At 48.3% G+C, this 16,786-nt stretch carries 19 protein-coding genes and 1 pseudogene; 9 read left to right on the forward strand and 11 right to left on the reverse strand.

The window, feature by feature from the left end:
- Positions 1–4: 4 nt before the first annotated feature.
- The 6 genes from fabD to ACSR9A_RS21385 form a co-directional block, all read right to left on the reverse strand.
- Positions 5–937, reverse strand: coding sequence for an ACP S-malonyltransferase (gene fabD, locus ACSR9A_RS21360; protein WP_473759368.1), 933 nt, complete (start codon positions 935–937; stop codon positions 5–7).
- A gap of 15 nt (positions 938–952) precedes the next feature.
- Positions 953–1,939, reverse strand: coding sequence for a beta-ketoacyl-ACP synthase III (locus ACSR9A_RS21365; protein ID WP_473760214.1), 987 nt, complete (start codon positions 1,937–1,939; stop codon positions 953–955).
- A 10-nt stretch (positions 1,940–1,949) separates the two neighbouring features.
- Complete coding sequence (gene plsX, locus ACSR9A_RS21370) at positions 1,950–2,939, reverse strand: phosphate acyltransferase PlsX (RefSeq protein WP_473759369.1); 990 nt, start codon at positions 2,937–2,939, stop codon at positions 1,950–1,952.
- Complete coding sequence (fapR, locus tag ACSR9A_RS21375) at positions 2,923–3,519, reverse strand: transcription factor FapR (protein WP_338556715.1); 597 nt, start codon at positions 3,517–3,519, stop codon at positions 2,923–2,925. Before fapR ends, plsX begins: the two co-directional genes overlap by 17 nt.
- 305 nt (positions 3,520–3,824) lie before the next feature.
- Positions 3,825–3,998 carry a 50S ribosomal protein L32 gene (gene rpmF, locus ACSR9A_RS21380; protein WP_042160385.1) on the reverse strand — a complete coding sequence of 58 codons (174 nt, stop codon included), beginning with the start codon at positions 3,996–3,998 and terminating at the stop codon, positions 3,825–3,827.
- A gap of 38 nt (positions 3,999–4,036) precedes the next feature.
- On the reverse strand, positions 4,037–4,567 hold the full coding sequence (locus ACSR9A_RS21385; RefSeq protein ID WP_473759370.1) for a YceD family protein: 531 nt from the start codon (positions 4,565–4,567) through the stop codon (positions 4,037–4,039).
- A gap of 280 nt (positions 4,568–4,847) precedes the next feature.
- On the opposite strand from ACSR9A_RS21385, the gene ACSR9A_RS21390 reads away from it, so the two are divergent.
- Positions 4,848–6,092 (forward strand): nucleotidyltransferase, encoded by a 1,245-nt coding sequence (locus ACSR9A_RS21390; protein WP_473759371.1) that lies wholly within the window; start codon positions 4,848–4,850, stop codon positions 6,090–6,092.
- A 10-nt stretch (positions 6,093–6,102) separates the two neighbouring features.
- Here ACSR9A_RS21390 and ACSR9A_RS21395 read toward each other — a convergent pair whose 3' ends face one another.
- Positions 6,103–7,296: a YlbL family protein gene (locus tag ACSR9A_RS21395; protein WP_473759372.1), complete on the reverse strand. Its 1,194-nt coding sequence runs from the start codon at positions 7,294–7,296 to the stop codon at positions 6,103–6,105.
- Positions 7,297–7,469: 173 nt separating this feature from the next.
- On the opposite strand from ACSR9A_RS21395, the gene ACSR9A_RS21400 reads away from it, so the two are divergent.
- Positions 7,470–8,696, forward strand: coding sequence for a nucleoside recognition domain-containing protein (locus tag ACSR9A_RS21400; protein WP_473759373.1), 1,227 nt, complete (start codon positions 7,470–7,472; stop codon positions 8,694–8,696).
- 45 nt (positions 8,697–8,741) lie between these two features.
- Here the strand turns inward: ACSR9A_RS21400 and coaD are convergent, their stop codons facing one another.
- The 3 genes from coaD to ACSR9A_RS21415 all read right to left on the reverse strand — a co-directional run bounded on the left by coaD (position 8,742) and on the right by ACSR9A_RS21415 (position 10,977).
- On the reverse strand, positions 8,742–9,245 hold the full coding sequence (gene coaD / locus ACSR9A_RS21405) for a pantetheine-phosphate adenylyltransferase (protein ID WP_473759374.1): 504 nt from the start codon (positions 9,243–9,245) through the stop codon (positions 8,742–8,744).
- Complete coding sequence (gene rsmD / locus ACSR9A_RS21410) at positions 9,232–9,825, reverse strand: 16S rRNA (guanine(966)-N(2))-methyltransferase RsmD (protein WP_473759375.1); 594 nt, start codon at positions 9,823–9,825, stop codon at positions 9,232–9,234. The genes coaD and rsmD overlap by 14 nt, the downstream gene beginning before the upstream one ends.
- Before the next feature lie 135 nt (positions 9,826–9,960).
- Positions 9,961–10,977 (reverse strand): hypothetical protein, encoded by a 1,017-nt coding sequence (locus ACSR9A_RS21415; protein WP_473759376.1) that lies wholly within the window; start codon positions 10,975–10,977, stop codon positions 9,961–9,963.
- A gap of 203 nt (positions 10,978–11,180) precedes the next feature.
- Here ACSR9A_RS21415 and ACSR9A_RS21420 point away from each other — a divergent pair, with 203 nt between their 5' ends.
- The 7 genes and pseudogenes from ACSR9A_RS21420 (at position 11,181) to ACSR9A_RS21450 (ending at position 15,606) form a co-directional block, all read left to right on the forward strand.
- Positions 11,181–11,738, forward strand: coding sequence for a hypothetical protein (locus ACSR9A_RS21420; RefSeq protein ID WP_473759377.1), 558 nt, complete (start codon positions 11,181–11,183; stop codon positions 11,736–11,738).
- Between the two features lie 24 nt (positions 11,739–11,762).
- Positions 11,763–11,969 carry a hypothetical protein gene (locus ACSR9A_RS21425; protein WP_473759378.1) on the forward strand — a complete coding sequence of 69 codons (207 nt, stop codon included), beginning with the start codon at positions 11,763–11,765 and terminating at the stop codon, positions 11,967–11,969.
- 11 nt (positions 11,970–11,980) lie between these two features.
- A complete protein-coding gene (locus tag ACSR9A_RS21430; protein WP_473759379.1) occupies positions 11,981–12,235 on the forward strand; it encodes a hypothetical protein in 255 nt (84 codons plus the stop codon).
- 44 nt (positions 12,236–12,279) lie between these two features.
- Positions 12,280–12,444 carry a hypothetical protein gene (locus ACSR9A_RS21435; protein ID WP_473759380.1) on the forward strand — a complete coding sequence of 55 codons (165 nt, stop codon included), beginning with the start codon at positions 12,280–12,282 and terminating at the stop codon, positions 12,442–12,444.
- A 36-nt stretch (positions 12,445–12,480) separates the two neighbouring features.
- Positions 12,481–13,146: a hypothetical protein gene (locus tag ACSR9A_RS21440; RefSeq protein ID WP_473759381.1), complete on the forward strand. Its 666-nt coding sequence runs from the start codon at positions 12,481–12,483 to the stop codon at positions 13,144–13,146.
- Positions 13,147–13,470: 324 nt separating this feature from the next.
- The gene (locus tag ACSR9A_RS21445) at positions 13,471–13,623 is read left to right on the forward strand and encodes a hypothetical protein (protein ID WP_473759382.1); all 153 of its coding nucleotides are present in this window, start codon (positions 13,471–13,473) and stop codon (positions 13,621–13,623) included.
- 243 nt (positions 13,624–13,866) lie between these two features.
- Positions 13,867–15,606, forward strand: a pseudogene (locus ACSR9A_RS21450) (IS1182 family transposase).
- On the opposite strand, the gene ACSR9A_RS21455 reads toward ACSR9A_RS21450, so the two are convergent.
- Entirely contained in the window at positions 15,515–16,747 is a 1,233-nt protein-coding gene (locus ACSR9A_RS21455) for a PIN-like domain-containing protein (RefSeq protein WP_473759383.1), read from the reverse strand. The pseudogene ACSR9A_RS21450 and the gene ACSR9A_RS21455 sit on opposite strands and share 92 nt — an antisense overlap.
- Between the last annotated feature and the right edge of the window lie 39 nt (positions 16,748–16,786).

Genomic DNA, 16,786 nt, shown 5'->3' on the forward strand with positions numbered 1-16,786 from the left:
TCCCCTATTCGGCTGCTTGCAAAGCATCTAATGCTGCGATGCTGTTAAGCGAAATCACCTTGACGGATCTATCGATTTTTTTGATCAAGCCAGCAAGCACTGTGCCTGAACCGATTTCCACGAAAGTATCTACACCTTCAGCGATTAAATAACGAACGCTGTCTTCCCACAATACTGGCGAGTAAACTTGCTCGACCAGCAAGGCGCGAAGCGCCGACGCATCCGTAACTGCACTGGCTGTAACGTTAGTTACAACCGGCACAGCTGCATCGCTCATGCTTACGCCTGCCAATACGCCGTCAAGCTGCTCAGCAGCAGGCTTCATAAGCGATGAATGGAAGGGGCCGCTAACCTCAAGCGGAATGACCCGCTTGAATCCGGCTTCCTTGCCGCGCTCGACAATGGCCCCAACGCCTGCTGCGGAACCGGAAACGACGATCTGCCCTGGGCAGTTCACGTTCGCAAGCTCAACAACATGGCCTTCTGCCGTCACCATGCGACATAGCTCGGCAAGTGCTTCACGCTCTGCGCCAAGCACGGCTGCCATAGCGCCATGTCCACCCGGAACCGCCTGCTCCATAAAGAGACCGCGGGAGCGCACCGTACGAACGGCATCCTCAAAGGATAATACGCCAGAAGCTACTAGCGCGCTATATTCCCCAAGGCTGTGGCCTGCTACATAGTCCGCCTTTAAGCCTCGGCCTTCTAGCGCTTGCAGCAACGCGACGCTTACGGTAAGCAGCGCAGGCTGTGTATTGGCCGTCTGCTTGAGCGTGTCCTCCGGCCCTTCAAAAATAATATCGCTCAGCTTAAAGCCAAGCGCTTCATCCGCCTGTTCAAAAATCTGGCGACAATCCGCGAATGCTTCATAAACATCCTTGCCCATCCCTACAGCCTGAGCACCTTGTCCTGGAAATACAAAAGCGGTTTTACCCATCCTGCAATCCCTCCGTTACCAAATCAATACAGAAGCTCCCCAAGTCAGTCCGCCGCCAAAGCCGACGAATACGAGAGCGTCTCCTTCTTTTACCCGGTTTTGTTCAACCGCCTCTGCCAGCGCCACCGGAATCGATGCTGCCGACATATTGCCATAGTTGTTCAAATTAATCATGCATTTCTCTTCTGGCAAATTCAAACGGTTAAGCGCCGATTGAATGATTCGGATATTCGCCTGATGCGGGATAAGCAGATCGATTTGATCCTTCGTCATATCCGCTTTGCGAAGCGCTTCCTCTGCTGCACTGCCCATAATGCGCACTGCAAACTTGAATACATCATTTCCAGCCATATGGATAAAATGCTGCCGCGATGCGACACTTTCCTCCGTAGCTGGCATGCGGGAACCGCCGCCGCTTACTTTCAGCAGCTCGCCGCCGCCGCCATCTGCACCGAGCTGGAAAGACTTAAAGCCTCTTCCTTCTGCTACCTCGCCAAGCACAACCGCTCCAGCACCGTCACCAAACAAAATGCATGTATTGCGGTCTGTGTAGTCCGTAATACGCGAAAGCGTCTCCGCGCCAACAACAAGCACATGCTTATACAAGCCAGAAGAAATCATGCTCGTCGCTGTTGCAAGGCCATAAATAAAGCCCGAGCAAGCTGCGGAAAGATCGAATGCTGCCGCTTGTTTGGCTCCTAGCTTCTCTTGAAGCAGACAGGAGGTCGATGGAAATGCCATGTCTGGCGTTATCGTCGCCACGATAATGAGATCGATATCCTCTACCGTAAGCCCTGCAGCTGCAATTGCAGCCTTGGAGGCTTCATAAGCGAGGTCCGACGTCGCTTCTTCGGGTGCAGCCATCCGGCGCTCGCTAATTCCTGTGCGGGTAACGATCCACTCATCATTCGTTTCAACCATTTGTTCAAGCTGCTGATTCGTTATAATACGTTCAGGCACATATTTGCCTGTACCAATAATGCCTACAGGATGCAAAATCACCACAACACACTCACTTCCCGCTTATTTCCGCTGCAATCGATTCGGTCAGCTTGCCTTGAATGGCAATTCGCGCCTGGCGAATCGCACTTTTGACAGCTACCTCGTCGGAGGAGCCATGGCATTTCATGACGAGTCCGTTCAAACCGAGCAGCGGTGCGCTACCATGTTCTTTATAGTCCATTTTGTTTTTGAGCTTGCGCAGCTTCGGCAGCATAATCGCTCCGGCCAGCTTGGTAAGCAGCGTTTCGCCAAAAGCGTTTTTGATGAAGCCAAACAGGGAGCCTGCCGTGCCTTCCATCGCTTTCAGCATAATATTTCCGGCAAAGCCGTCGCAAATAAGAACATCACAGCTGCGGCTTAGCACATCTCTCGCTTCAACATTCCCGATAAAATGAATCGGCGCATGTTCAAGCAGATCGTACGCCGCCTTAGTCAGTTCATTGCCTTTGCGAGCTTCCGTTCCAACGTTGAGCAGCCCGACACGCGGCTTTTCCATTCCATGCACTTTGGAGCGATAAATGCTCCCCATAATTGCGTATTGCAATAAATGCTCTGGCTTTGCATCCATATTGGCACCTAGATCGAGCGCCAGCATGCCGACATCGTCCATCGTCGGAAGCATAGGCGCGAGCGCCGGGCGCTCAATGCCATCCAGACGGCCGACAACGAGCAGTCCTGTCGTCATCAATGCTCCGGTATTACCGGCAGACAGCATTGCGTCTGCGCGTTTTTCACGGACGAGCTGGCCCGCAACGACCATGGAGGCTCCTTTTTTACGCCTAACAGCCTTTACCGGCTCATCATCTGGACCGATGACCTCATCGGCATGACACAGACTGATATTGGCTGGCTTATTGCCGCCCATCAGCTGCTCGATGATGGCAGTATCTCCTACCAGTACGAGCTCCGTATCCGGCCACTCATGCGCGGCTTCAAGCACGCCCTTCACAATGAGGCCAGGCGCATTATCTCCGCCCATAGCATCAATGGCTATCCGCATGTTCGTCCCCTCCTTCATTCTCCGCCTCCCCCGCGGATCGGAAAATCACAAAATTCCCTTGAAAAACCATTTCTTCACCAACATACGTGAAAATTTCGACCTTCGCTTTGGAGCGTTCGCCGGAAATCGACCTCACATAGGCTTTCGCTATGCATTTTTCATCTAATTTTACCGGGCGAATAAATCGAATGTCCGCCGTTACCGTTAAAGCGATGGGATTGTCGATAATGGCGACGGCCAGCGAATTGGCTTGGGCAAAAACGTGATGGCCCCGGGCAATGCCGGTTCGCGAGAAAACGTGCTCCTCACGTATTTCAAAGATTGAAATTCCGCTTTTATTCAGCTGAAGATCAACAATATCACCTATAACTTCATGAAGCGGCAATGACCGTACCGTATCGTACGAACGCTCCGCCATCAGCTTCAGCCGCTCGCGCAGTTCGGGAATACCAAGTTCCATCCGATCCAGGCGGATCGTTTGGATGCTTACCTTCAAATGCCTTGTAAGCTCCCGGTCTGTCATGAACGGATTTTCCTCCATTAGTTTGGCAAGCAGCTGATGCCGCTGCCGTTTGGGCATTCGTTCGATCGTCGGCACCACCTTGGACTGGCGTGTAAGCAGGCGCAAAAATGCTTTTTGACCAATCATATATTTTATAAAAACGTCGGCCCAACAGACCAACGTCTGCTATTATCACCTGGTACTAAACTTCTCTATAAAAAAAGCCTCTGTAAGCAGCGAGTCAAGCCTAGACGGTTACTTCCGCCTGGTTAAAGGCGGCTTCGTCCCGCAAAGAAACGGTAAGCGCTGCTATAAGGAGCTAAACGTGTGCAAAAAAACAGCACCTCACCAAGCGATGAAGTGCCATTGTGAGATCCCGGAAATTATTGAGCAATAATTTCTTTCGTTTTGTAGTATCCGCACACTTTGCATACGTGATGAGCCAATTTCAGCTCTCCGCATTGCTCGCATTTTACCATACCTGGTACAGCCAACTTAAAGTGAGTGCGACGTTTGTCGCGGCGAGTTTTGGACGTTCTTCTTTGAGGTACTGCCATGTTTAACACCTCCTTCACAATATTCGCGAAGCGATACACTATTGATCCTTGAACAAATCCTGTAGTGCTGCAAAACGATGGTCAAGCTTCTCGTTGTTGCAACCGCATGTCTGTTCATTTAAGTTTTGTCCGCATGTGTGACAAAGTCCTTTACAATCACTCTTGCAAAGCGGGGCAAACGGCATAAACAGTTGAAGCGCCTCTTCCACATAAGGCTGCAAATTCAATCTTTCACCGGATACCGCAATGAAGTCGCTGTCGTCGTCGTCCTCTTCCTGCTCATCCTCGTCTTTGCCACGTTTCGGCGCAGGCTCGAACTGCTCGGAGAAAGGAATGACTGTATGCTCCTGAACGGCTTCCAAGCATCTGGAGCAAGCAAGCTCCCAATCGATAGTCATTTCACCATCAACCAAGATGGATCCTGCATTTCCTTCTACCTTAAGCGCGACATGGAGCGGACCTGTGTTAATCACATCAGCCCGTCCTTCAAATAGAGGAGCAACATCAATGGATTCATTGATTGTATGCTTTAACCTCTTGGACATCGTTTCTTCTACATGAAACTGCATATTATCACCTCAAACAAACAAAATTTATTATAGCTATTTTATAAGGGTTTTGTCAACATTTTCACAGAGGATTAGCTTTTTTCGCTTTCAACGGTTGAAAATGATGACTCCGATTTTATCTTAATCATAGCTATGTTATTCTTGAAATATAAGCAATGATAAGTTTTACACTTATAGTAGGCTTATATTCCACCAGCGAAACGGCTGCTTTGCCGCCAAGGATAGCTTAAGCCGTTTACGCTTGTAATGCAACCATTTTACAATTGAGGAGCACGGTTATATGCGTACGGTAGGATTAATTGTTGAATATAATCCATTTCACAATGGCCATCGCTATCATTTGGAGCAGTCGCTGCTGGCAAGCGGCTCTGATGCCGTTGTCGCTGTAATGAGCGGGCATTTCCTCCAGCGCGGCGAACCTGCCGTAATGGACAAATGGAGCCGTACGGAAGCCGCGCTGCGCGGGGGCTGCGATCTCGTCATTGAACTGCCAGTAGCCTACGCAACACAGGCAGCGGAATGGTTCTCCTACGGCGCCGTTGCGCTGCTGGAGGCAACGGGCGTCGTCGATGGCTTCTGCTTCGGTACGGAAAGCGGCGATTTGGCTCCGCTTATGGATGCCGCCTCCGTCATCGCGCAGGAGCCGCCCGCTTTCGCCTCGCAGCTAAAAGAGCGGCTGGCTACGGGGATAAGCTACCCGAGCGCCTACAGCAGCGCGGTAGCCGCTTATTTGGGCAGCATAGGAAAGCCAGAGGCTGCTGCGTTTCCTTTTGCCATGCCCAATCATACGTTGGGGCTGCACTATTTGATTGCCCTTGCGCGTCTAGGCGGGCGAATGGAGCCTTTCACCATTCGCCGCGAGAAAGCTGCTTATAATCAGGAGGACGTTACGGACAGTGCCATTGCCAGCGCTACCGCCATTCGCAAACAGCTTTTGCTGGAGAGGCAGCTTGCAGGCATTAAGCCTTTCGTGCCGGACACAACCTATGACGTATTGGCGCGCGAATGGGATGCAGGGCGAAGTCCCGTAAGCTGGGACAGCTTCGCTTCTCCTCTCCTGCACGCCATCGTCACCCGTTCAGCGCAGCAGCTGGCCGAACTGCATGAAATAACCGAGGGGCTAGAGCATCGCATTCGCAAAACGCTGCCACGGCTGAAGCAGCTTCAGGTGGAGCACCTGCTTACAGAGCTCAAAACGAAACGTTATACCCGAACGAAGCTTCAGCGGTCTCTGCTCTCTATTTTGCTTGGACATGCCAAGTCGGATTTCACACCGGACAAGCTGCGCAGTGGACTGCAATATATTCGCGTGCTTGGCTTTAGCGAGAAAGGCAAAGGACTGCTGCGAAAAATGCGCACAACCGCGACGCTGCCTGTCCTGTTAAGCGCGTCGGCTGCTGATCAGCCCTACCGTTATTTAGAGCTTGATACGCAAGCTACTGCTGCCTATATGCTCGCTCATGCTGGAGGCCAGCAGCCGGGCGCCTTATTTCGCGACTATTATGCCAAGCCGATCATGCTATAATTCAAACCGCCTATTTTTCGCTGATATACTGCTCAATCATCTGCTTAGCCTCGCTGAGACTATTCACGCTGACGACCTTCATGCTCGCCTTGATGTCCTTCGCCTTGTCCGCAGCCTCCTTGTAATTGGCGGACGGGGCGAGAAACAGCTCTGCTCCCTCGCGGCTTGCCGCAATGACCTTGAACGCAATGCCGCCAATTTCCCCAACCGTCCCATCGGCTGCGATTGTACCTGTTCCAGCAATAATCGCTCCGCCCGTCAAATCCTGCTTGTCGAGCAGCAAATCAAGCGACTGCAGAGCAAACATCAGCCCCGCGGAGGGGCCGCCAATGGCTCCTGCATCGATTTGCAGCTTAAAGCGGCTATCGTCCGGCTCCAGGCTGCGAAGCTCAGCAAGCTGAACACCGCCAAGCGCGACAGGAAGCTTATCAGGCGTTAGAGGAGCCTCATAGGCGCCCAGCGTAATCGCAACGTCTTGCTCTGCTCCTGCCCGCTTTACGGTAAATACGGCCTCATCGCCTGGCTTATGGGCACCAAGCTCGCTGACGATTTGCTCGGCATCCGCAAATGGCTTGCCGCCTTTTAACGAAACGAGAACATCTCCGGGCTCCCAACCGCTGCCATCACTGCCCTGCAACACATCCGACACTGCAATGCTGTCGACCACTGATTGATAGGAAAGATGGGCGAAGCGGTATGCAGCTTCAATGGCTTGATTTTGCGAGCCTTGCATGACGACGGTCATTCGCTCCGCGTATTCCTGCTCTGTATAGCCGCGCAAAATCGATGAGCGGCTGTAAGTCGCTATATCCTTATCCCATGCAGATGACAGGGTTTCCCACCAATTCGCATCCGATAGCCTTACAGCTGTCATCAGAAAAGCACCTTCTTCTGGCTTCGAAGCGGGCGATGGGCTTGCTGAGGGCTTCACCGCTACATCATCATCCGCTCCCTCACCCAAACGAACCATTGGCTTCGTCGGAGCAGCAAGCCCAGGCTCGTACATGACATAAGGTGTTGGTGCGTACAAAAGCATATACATGAATAAAGCGGTCGCCATCATAATAAAGCCTAACTGCCTTACTCCTGACGATTTCAAGGACAAATCGCGCCCCTTTCGTTGCTCATAAACCTTCTTCATCCCTTGTTCTATCAGGCCAAGGGGCTGCATACATATCGTACAAGCCGCTATACTAGCTGCCATTTGTAATTTCCCGGCGCTCTCAAGCAGCCTTTGTATTGCAAAGCTCTAATTGACGGGCATGCAGGCGCTGCAAATAGCCCGTATTTCCATACGCGCAGCTGAAAATTTGTGTTTTTGCACTTATCGAAATCATGCAATTCCCTACGATGACCTGAAATGGAGTTGATCGTCCAGTGGCTAAAACCTTGCTCGCAGCGCTAGCGTCCATTCTGCTGGTCGGAGCTGTTATCTACCAGTCAGAAGCAGCCTTTCAAGCTTCCCTTCAAGGATTGACCCTATGGTGGAATATTGTTTTTCCTGGGCTGCTGCCTTTTCTCGTCCTATTCGAGCTCATTACCGCCTTTGGCCTCGTACATGGAATCGGCGTGCTGCTCCAGCCGCTCATGCGCCGCTTATTCCGGCTTCCCGGAGAGGCAGCGCTCCCCCTGCTATTCGGCTGGCTATCCGGCTTTCCCGCTGGTGCCGAAACGACAGCCGTGCTTCGCAGGCATGGGCAGGTTACGCTCCAAGAAGGCCAGCGGCTGCTCGCCTTTTCACATATGCCGAATCCCATCTTCATGCTTGTCGTTCTCGGCGCAGGCTTTATGCATCAGCCGGAGCTGGGGCTGTTGATCGCAGCGGCAGTCTGGCTGGCTGCGCTTTGGACAGCCTGGCTGCTGCTGCTGACCAGCAGGTCCGAGGCTTTGCCGGCTCGCGCCGCCCAGGCGCTGGAAGGCCGCTTAATTGAACGGGCGGCCAAGGCCATCACCGCCGCGCGGGAAAGCGACGGCCGCGGCTTCGGGCGGGCGCTCGGCGAAGCCGTATCCGGCGGCGTGCAGAAGCTGATGCTGATTGGCGGCCTGATTATTTTCACCGCTGTCATCGCCCGGCTTATGCAGCCGCTTTGGCTTTTTATCAGCTCAGGAAGCTGGTGGGAAGCGCTCTTCCTGCCCGCGCTGCTGGAAAGCCATATCGGCACCTACACAGCTGCCGTGCTGGAAGCACCGAGCCTCGCACCTGTGCTGAGCGCCGCTATCACCGCCGCGATACTCGCTTGGAGCGGCATCAGCGGCCTGCTGCAGGCAGGCTATTCTACAAGCGGGACAGACCTTAAGCTCCTCCCGCTCGCTGGCGCCAAGCTGCTGCATGCCGCCCATGCCGCTTGGTTCGTGGTGCTATTGTGGAAGCCGGCGCAGCAGCTGCTCGCCAGCGCCCCTTTTGATTTTTGGCGGCTAGCCGCTAGTGCGCTGCCAGCCGTTTCATCAAACGGGGCGTGGATGAACAGCCCGGTTCCGGGCTATTTTCACACGCAGCATTTCCCTAATCTGTGGCCCTACACTTTGGCTGCATCAGCGCTGCTCATGCTTCTGCTCGCAGCGCTGTATATGCTAGCACGAAGAGAGGCTGACATACCCAAATAATGCTCAGTTTCAGCTACAGAAATAGCTTTGCTGAGCAATTAACATCTACTGCTTCGACTTGTACTTCTCAGTCAGACGCTTCTCCACCGCGGGCGGAACGAGCTCAGACACCGCACCTTGAAACTGCGCGATCTCTTTCACAATACTGGAGCTGAGATAAGAATACTTCGGATCGGTCATCATAAAAATCGTATCAATGTCCTCGTCAAGCAGCCGGTTCGTCGATGCTAGCGTAAGCTCATACTCAAAATCGGTTACCGAGCGAATGCCCCGTACAATCACGTTGGCGTTGTGGGACTTCATGAAACGCACGAGCAAATCGCGGAAGCTTTCAACCGAAACATTCGTCAAATCCGATGTCAGCTCGGTGATCATTTCCTTGCGCTCCTCCAGGCTGAAAAGCGGGTTCTTGCTTGTATTATTCAGCACCGCTACTATTAAATGGTCGAACTGCTTCGCCGAACGGCGGATAATATCCAAATGCCCAAAAGTGACAGGGTCAAAGCTTCCAGGGTATACGGCTACGCGAATCTGGTCATTTGTCTGCATCGTTAAGTCCTCCATTTTGAGCTTCATTCGGCTCGTAGCGATAAATAGTTACCGCCGTGTCGCCATATTTGTTTTTTTTCAGTTGAAAAAAGCCGCTCCACTGCTCCTCATAGGTATGGGCTGCGTCATGTTCAACGACAATAGTTGCCCCATCTTCAAGCATGCCGTGGTCAGCCATGTAAGTCATGAGCTTGTCCGCCGTTATGATTCGGTATGGCGGGTCCAGAAAAACAAGCGAGAAAGCGATTCCACGCTTTTCCAACAACTTTAATGCCCGCTCTGCATCGTTGCGGTAAATTTCTGCTTCCTGCCCCATACCGGCCGCCTGCGTATTGTGGCGAATGATGTCGATGCTATTTTTCTCCTGATCGATAAAAATCGTCCGCTCGGCCCCTCTGCTCCAAGCCTCTATGCCAAGCCCTCCGGTTCCAGCAAACAAATCCAGCGCAACGCCCCCGTCAAAAAAGGGCCCAATCATGCTGAAAATCGCTTCCTTCACCTTATCGGTCGTAGGTCTTGTATTGTTGCCAGGCACCGCCCTCAGCGGTCGTCCCTTGGCTGCGCCCGCAATGACTCTCACTGCCAAATGCCCCCTTTATTCGCTATCCTCGCCTATCGTACCATAATTGCCATGGGATATTAAAGAGGAGTTACGGTCACAGCAGAACGTTCTAGATGATCGCCCATAAATTAAAAAAAGAGGGGTTGCCCCCTCTTAAATGGTCGTATCCTCATATTCACTTACATCGAAAAATAAGATTTTATCAAAAATAACGTAATCTGTCCGGCTGAGGAACGGCCCTTTATTCCATGTTTTATTGAAGGAGTATTTTTCTTTGCCTACTCCAGCATCCTTCGCATCATACCAATCAATGAAGGCATTTACTTCTACCACTGTCAGATCATATTCTTTCTCAAGACCGTTAGTCATCGTAATCACAAGAATAGCACGGCTTTGCCCCAAAGTTTGGGCAGATACCTCGAATGAGGTGGAGCATTCCACATTGCTACGTACCGCAACAACTTGATAGTAATAAATCGTATTTTTCACAGCGCTCGTATCCAAATAAGAGGTTCCAGCAACGCCTGATGCAATTGTTGTATAGGCTCCACTGCTGGTAGTCTTTCTATTTACTTTATAAGTAACCCCTTCCGTCACATTTTCCCAAGATATTTGAATACCATCTGCTTCAGCAACCGCTTGAATGCTTTGGCTCGCCACAGGTGTTCCGAATAAATCCCATTCATACACTTGAGCTATTTTTGCCTCTTCAAGGTCTTTATTAATCAGTTCTACCTTTTTGATATTTTCATATGGTGTTGGAAATGCAGTATTCACACCATTTCGGTTCAAATTAGTAATCTCATAAATTATGCCGTTTGTATCAATAAACTTCATCGCTAATGTACCTGAAGTATTTTTTGTTTTTAAGTAGTACGAATCAATTCTCTTTGCTTCCGAATATTCATACCAGACGATGTCAAAGCCTTTTTTACTATCGCGGCCAATCTCATTATACGAATTTCCAGTCTCAACATTATCATTCATTGCCAGGTCTGTGATTTTCACCGTATTATCATTGTCATTTGTGCTTCGACTCAATGGCACACAATTTAGCAAGCCATTATCTGTTGGCACCGCCGCAAACGCACTCTTTTCGAAAACAAAAAACGATACCAGAAAGCTTAATATTAGCAAACTTTTTGTAAAATTAATTAATAAACCCTTCACATGACCATCTCCCGCTGTTTTATAAGGTCATTTTATTGCTTAATTCCATAAAAAAACAGACTGTTTAAATAAAAATATTCATATTATACTAAGGGGTTATATGGCATTTTAGGCTAGTCTATCTATTCGCCCTTCCACATATCGCCAAAACATCACTTTTGTAGTATATTGGTGTCGAAACAACGATAAAGGGAGCGGACACATTGCAAACGAGAAAAACATTTTACAAAAAGATCAGTTATGGCCTAATAACGGCGGTCGCTATTGGCGTTCTGAGCGGATGCTCATCGGAAGAAGCGGCTACTGCATCACCAAGCCCTTCATCAATGCTTGAAGCTTCGGCATCTCCTTCACCGGAAACCGAGGCAACTGCCGCACCGACCGCCGAGCCTGAAAAAGACTTGAACGTAAGCGAGCAGCTTACGCTTGGTTATATTAACTCCTACTATAATGAAACCGATGTAGAAGCCAGAAAGAAATTTGCCCAGGAGCATATGCATCCTGATGTTCAAAGCATATTTGTATTTGCCGCATCTGCGGTTATCGATGAGAAGGATCATTTTTTGAATCCGAAAGTTGTGGAGACAGTCGACTATGAAAAAGACGGAACGAAGGGTACCCTGACTTTGGTAAAAGGGGACGGGGATAAGGAATTTATCGGCCTTATTATAGAAGATAAATTCAGCTTTGGATTCATTTCAACCGCAGCTAGCGATGATATGAAAGCCGCTTTTGAAGGGGTTCGCGAGCAATTCAAGTAAATTTTAGTATAGGAGTCGTTACAATTGAAACGAAGAAAGCTATTATTCAATCAGACCCGCTTTATCATTGTCGCTCTCTTGGCAGGCAGTATGGTTGGGATCATTTATACAGGGAATAAAGATCAGCAAATAGCGGATGAGGTGCCAGCTCCCCCTTCAATAACAACGAGTGCGGAGCAACTGACATCCTTTCCCCTTCTCCAGAAGTGCAGCTGCCTGTTTACGAAATAACGGATGAACATATGGATGACACTGGTATTTGGCATGTTACGCTCAGTACGCTGACTGCCAATCAACAAGAGCTTAAAAAGCTTGTGCAGCATGCCTGCTCAATCGCACTTACTAAATCGCAGATCGTCAATTCGGTGTTTGTAGATGTCGTCCAGAACGATACTTCGCACTCTACGCTCGCTACCGGTAAAATGGCATTAACGAGTACAGGCGAAGCCCAAACCGGTTCGAAAAAGCTGGAAGTCACCTTTCAGCTAAACAGTTAAATAAATGAGGCTGCACACATGAATAAACGATAGGAGCATGAACAATGAAGAGCCAGCCGTTTTATAAAAAATGGTTGTTTTGGGTAATCACCGTCATCCTGCTTGCCGGTCTTGTAAATGGCCAGCTGCGCGATGAGGATGCCGCAGGCAGCGCCTCGGTGAAAAGCAATGAAAGCCAGCTCGATAAGGCATCGTCCAAGTCGGAATAGCTGTAAAAGTATAAAAAGATCTTAGGGGCAATTAAAATGCAGCAAAGAAAACCGCTTTATACAAAATGGTGGTTCTGGTTAATCATCGTCCTAATCGTAGGAAGTGTAAGTAATTTGAATAAAGATAGAAGCACTACTCCAGCTGCTACAAACGCAGAAAGTTCCAAAAATGAAACCAAAACCGCATCTGAAACAGCGAGCAAAGCAACAGACTCTAAGAAGGAAGAAACTTCTAAGACCGAAAAGGCAAAAGCTGAAGGTGTCGTTGCTCAAGATGTAGAGAGCTTCCGTAAAGCTTTCAATAAAGCATCAGAAACGCTTGGAGCCAAGTTTACCGTTAAGTCTTTGAAAATAGAAGGTTCCGGCTTTCAGCATCAGCTTACTGACTCCATCTACCTCAATGGGTTTATAAATAAAGAAACAGGAGCTATTAAAGAGCTTCTTATTATGGGTTCTGGTGATGGAACTGCTCAATCGGGCGCTAATTTGATTCTGTCATTCGGAGCTTTAATTGGAGCAACTAATCCTGATTTGGAAACCAATGAGAGCGGAGATATTTTTGAGGAGCTAGGTATGATGGACAGCAATGTTGATATGTATAACTTAAATAAATCTGCCGAGCGCAATGGCATTGTATACACCGTTAAATCCTCGCAGGAAACGGGTGTATGGTTTATTGCGCAGGATGCTTCTGTAAAATAAAACGCCAAAAAAAATCGAGCGCCCCTTTCGGGACGCTCGATTCATGGGAGAGGACACAAAACCCTAATTGTGCATGTGGGTGTAGTGCGGTTTTACTAGGTTTATTGGGTAACGGTTGTTGTGGTTTTAGGTGGTTTTAGGTGGTTTTAGGTGGTTTTAGGTGGTTTTAGGTGGTTTTAGGCGCTTTTTTGTGAATTTGGTGGACAATCGGTGGACAACAACTCAAAGCGTGTATTATTTTTGTTCGCTTCCACATATCGCCAAAAGATGGCTAATGTAGTAGACTGGTGTCGGTTGCTTAAAAGGGAAAAGGAGGAAATTAGAATGTTTAATAGCTTTGCTTTTGACGACGATGAACCTCGGATAGCTAACAAGGAGTTTTCATATCCAAAAAAATCAGCGCCAGAAGAAGAAGATAATCAAGAGGAAAAACAAGAAACAGAACAAGGGGCTGTCCAGAAAGTCAGTGAAAACTGACTTCTGGTCCCCCCCATTTTCGTGACATGTAAAAAATAAGCAAAAAAAAATCGCAAAATCTTGTAGAATGGGAGTTACCACACAACCACTACAGAAAGGGCGATTTTTTTGCGTAATCTGACGACTACTACCGAACAGTATACCATGCAGCTTTCACTTCCTCTAGAGGATATTGAAGAAAAAAGGGTGTCGAAACGAAAGCTGACTCCTACCTTCAAGCCCTACGACAACAAGCAGGCTCAGATGATTTTGAATCTGGAGGTATTTATCCCTGCTCACCATGTGGCGCGTGTCATTGATGAGATGATCGAAGCGATCCCGGACGAGCAGTTGTTTACTCACTATGTTGGCGGGGGCTGCAGCTCTTACCATCTTAAAATGATGCTTAAGGCGATCCTCTACGGCTACTCGCAAAAGATTTACTCCTGCCGAGGGATGGAGAAGCTACTGCGCGAAAACCTCCCGGCGATGTGGCTGTCGGCGATGCAGCAGCCGGACTTCCGCAACTTGAACGAATTTCGTGGAGTGCGTATGAAAGCATGCATGGACGAGTTGTTTGAAACGATGATTCAAAAGCTCATCGCGGACAACTACATTACGATGGAGCATTACTTTTTAGATGGCACGAAGATCGAAGCCGACGCTAACAAGTATTCGTTCGTATGGAAAAAATCCACACTGCGCTTTGAAGCAAAGCTGAAAGAGAAGGTGCAGGAGACCCTTGCCCATATTCATACCCTCACGCAGCAAGAAGCTGGCGAATACGTAGCGGCGAATCCAGATGAGCTTACGGGTCAGCTCGAAGAAGCAGCCGTCGTACTGGAAGAAAAAGTGGCAAACGTAACCGAACAGATAGCTGGGGCAACCGACAACGAAGTGAGGAAAGCCTTACGTAAAGAGCGTCGTACCTGGAAACAGCCACTGAAACAGATCCGGGAGGGCTTTCTGCCCCGGCTCGCAAGATATGAGCAACAGAAGGCCTGCTTTGGCGAGCGCAATAGCTACTCCAAAACCGATCCGGATGCCACATTTATGCGGATGAAGGAAGACCACATGAAGAATGGGCAACTGAAGCCGGGCTACAATGTGCAGATGGCAACCGAGAACCCATTCATTTTGTTTTACAGTCTTCATCAACGTCCCACAGATACGCGCTGCTACATCCCGCATCTGGAGCAACTGGCCGCGTCTTCTTTGCCGTTTCCAAAAACGGTGATTGCGGATGCAGGTTATGGTAGCGAAGAGAACTATTTGTATGCAGTGGGCGAAGAAAAAGAGCCGCGTTTTGATTTTCTCATTCCTTATGGTACCTATATGAACGAGAAAACCCGTCGTTACCAAAAGGACATCCGGCATGCCTCGAACTAGACGTATGAAGAGCACGATGATCGGTTCGTTTGTCCGAATGGCCGCTACGTTCGCTTTAAGAAATACCAAACGAAAAAGAACGCTTCTGGCATGGAGCAAAGCTTCAAGGTTTATGAATGTGAAGATTGCAGGGAATGTCCATTCAAGGCCAGCTGCACCAAGGCAAAGGGAAACCGCCAGGTCCACTGGAATACGATATGGGAAGAAATGAAAGTAAAAGCCAGCAAAGCCCTTGAAAGTGACGAAAAAACGGCAATCTATGCTCTGCGTAAAGTCGAGGTCGAGAGCGTATTCGGTCACATCAAGGGCAATCGGTCGTTCCGTCGTTTCTCCTTGCGAGGACTAGAGAAGGTTCACACCGAGTTTGGGATTGTGGCTTTGGCCCACAATTTACTGAAGATGGCAGGCATCCGCCGCGCCATTTTCCACCAAAAGCAAAAGAACAAAAAAGTTGGACGGAAAACATTGCGTTTTTCCGCCCAACTTTTTATTTTAGGGGCTTATTGGACAGCCCCTTTACCATTCAGATTGAAATTGGGTTATATTTTACTACTGGAGCAAAAGCAACTAACAGCCGTTTACTCCCATATTGTTGTGCAAATGAAACATGAATAACTTGATCCGGCACTTTTCCATCAACTTTACCTACATGTCCCAAGCCAAACTTGGAATGCATGAGGAAATCACCTTTGTGAAACTCCTCCATATTTTTCATAACTAATTGCTTACCAGTACTCTTCATCTTTTCATTGTAATCTGAAACTTCTTCAAGTAGTTCTTGCTCCCACTCTTCGAAGAAATCCAATTGTCCAGGTTCTTCATCTTCACTATTTTGAAGCAACGTAATTTCTTTAAGATTTTGAGCTTCCAGAACCGCATCACGATCAATATCTTGTTCTAGAAATTGTTGAGCAAATTCAATGAACCTGTAAGATTCATAAAGATACACTTGTTGTCTTGTAATTGTATAGAACTCATCTAATAATTCAATTCTTGGTCCAAGTGTTCTCCCGTGCACAATTCTCCACCAATCATCTTTAGCGTCATCCGTAATAAAGATGACTGGCCTCTGATCCGCTGCTGCCTTATCAATAATTTGTTTCCATACAATCAGATCACCGTACTGGTCTTCTATTATTAAACCTTTATAGAATTTACGCTCATCTTTCTTTCGCTTAGCATCCTTGTAACCGGGTGGAAATTGATTTTTATATCTTTTTTCGCCCTCTTTGAAAATCTCATTTAGTTGTTCTTGATTGTATGGGCTACCAGTTTTACTTTCGAACGCTACTTCAAGACTTTTTAGTACGTCATCTTCTTCTAGGTAGTTGGGATGCTCCCTTTCCAAAAGACTTATTTCATCATCGACTAAACGCATGTATTTTGCTATCTTTTCAACGATACTGCTTACTTCAATTATCGGATGTCTCTTTTTATAATTTTTCAATTCCTCTTCCAGTGTATTAGTAATCTGGTTCGAAACAGCATTAATTGTAGATTTAACTTTCTTATATGCTGAAACTTGGTCCAGTATCACAGTATGTCTATTGGAGTAATACTCCAAAGCAACCTGATGGGGTATCCAGATTCTTGAATTCAATAATTCAATTAGCTTAAGAAATGTGTCTTTTGTTTTTAGCGAATATCGGTAAAGATTTAAAAGTACATTTGCATCAAAAATAAATATGCATTCACTCCACAATTGGTCAAACTGTTCATCGTTTAGCTTATCAAATGCCTTGAACATTTCCTTCATAAGTAATGCTCCCCCCAACTTGTAACTCTAGTTTTATGT

It is taken from the genome of Paenibacillus sp. R-74696 (assembly GCF_055814915.1).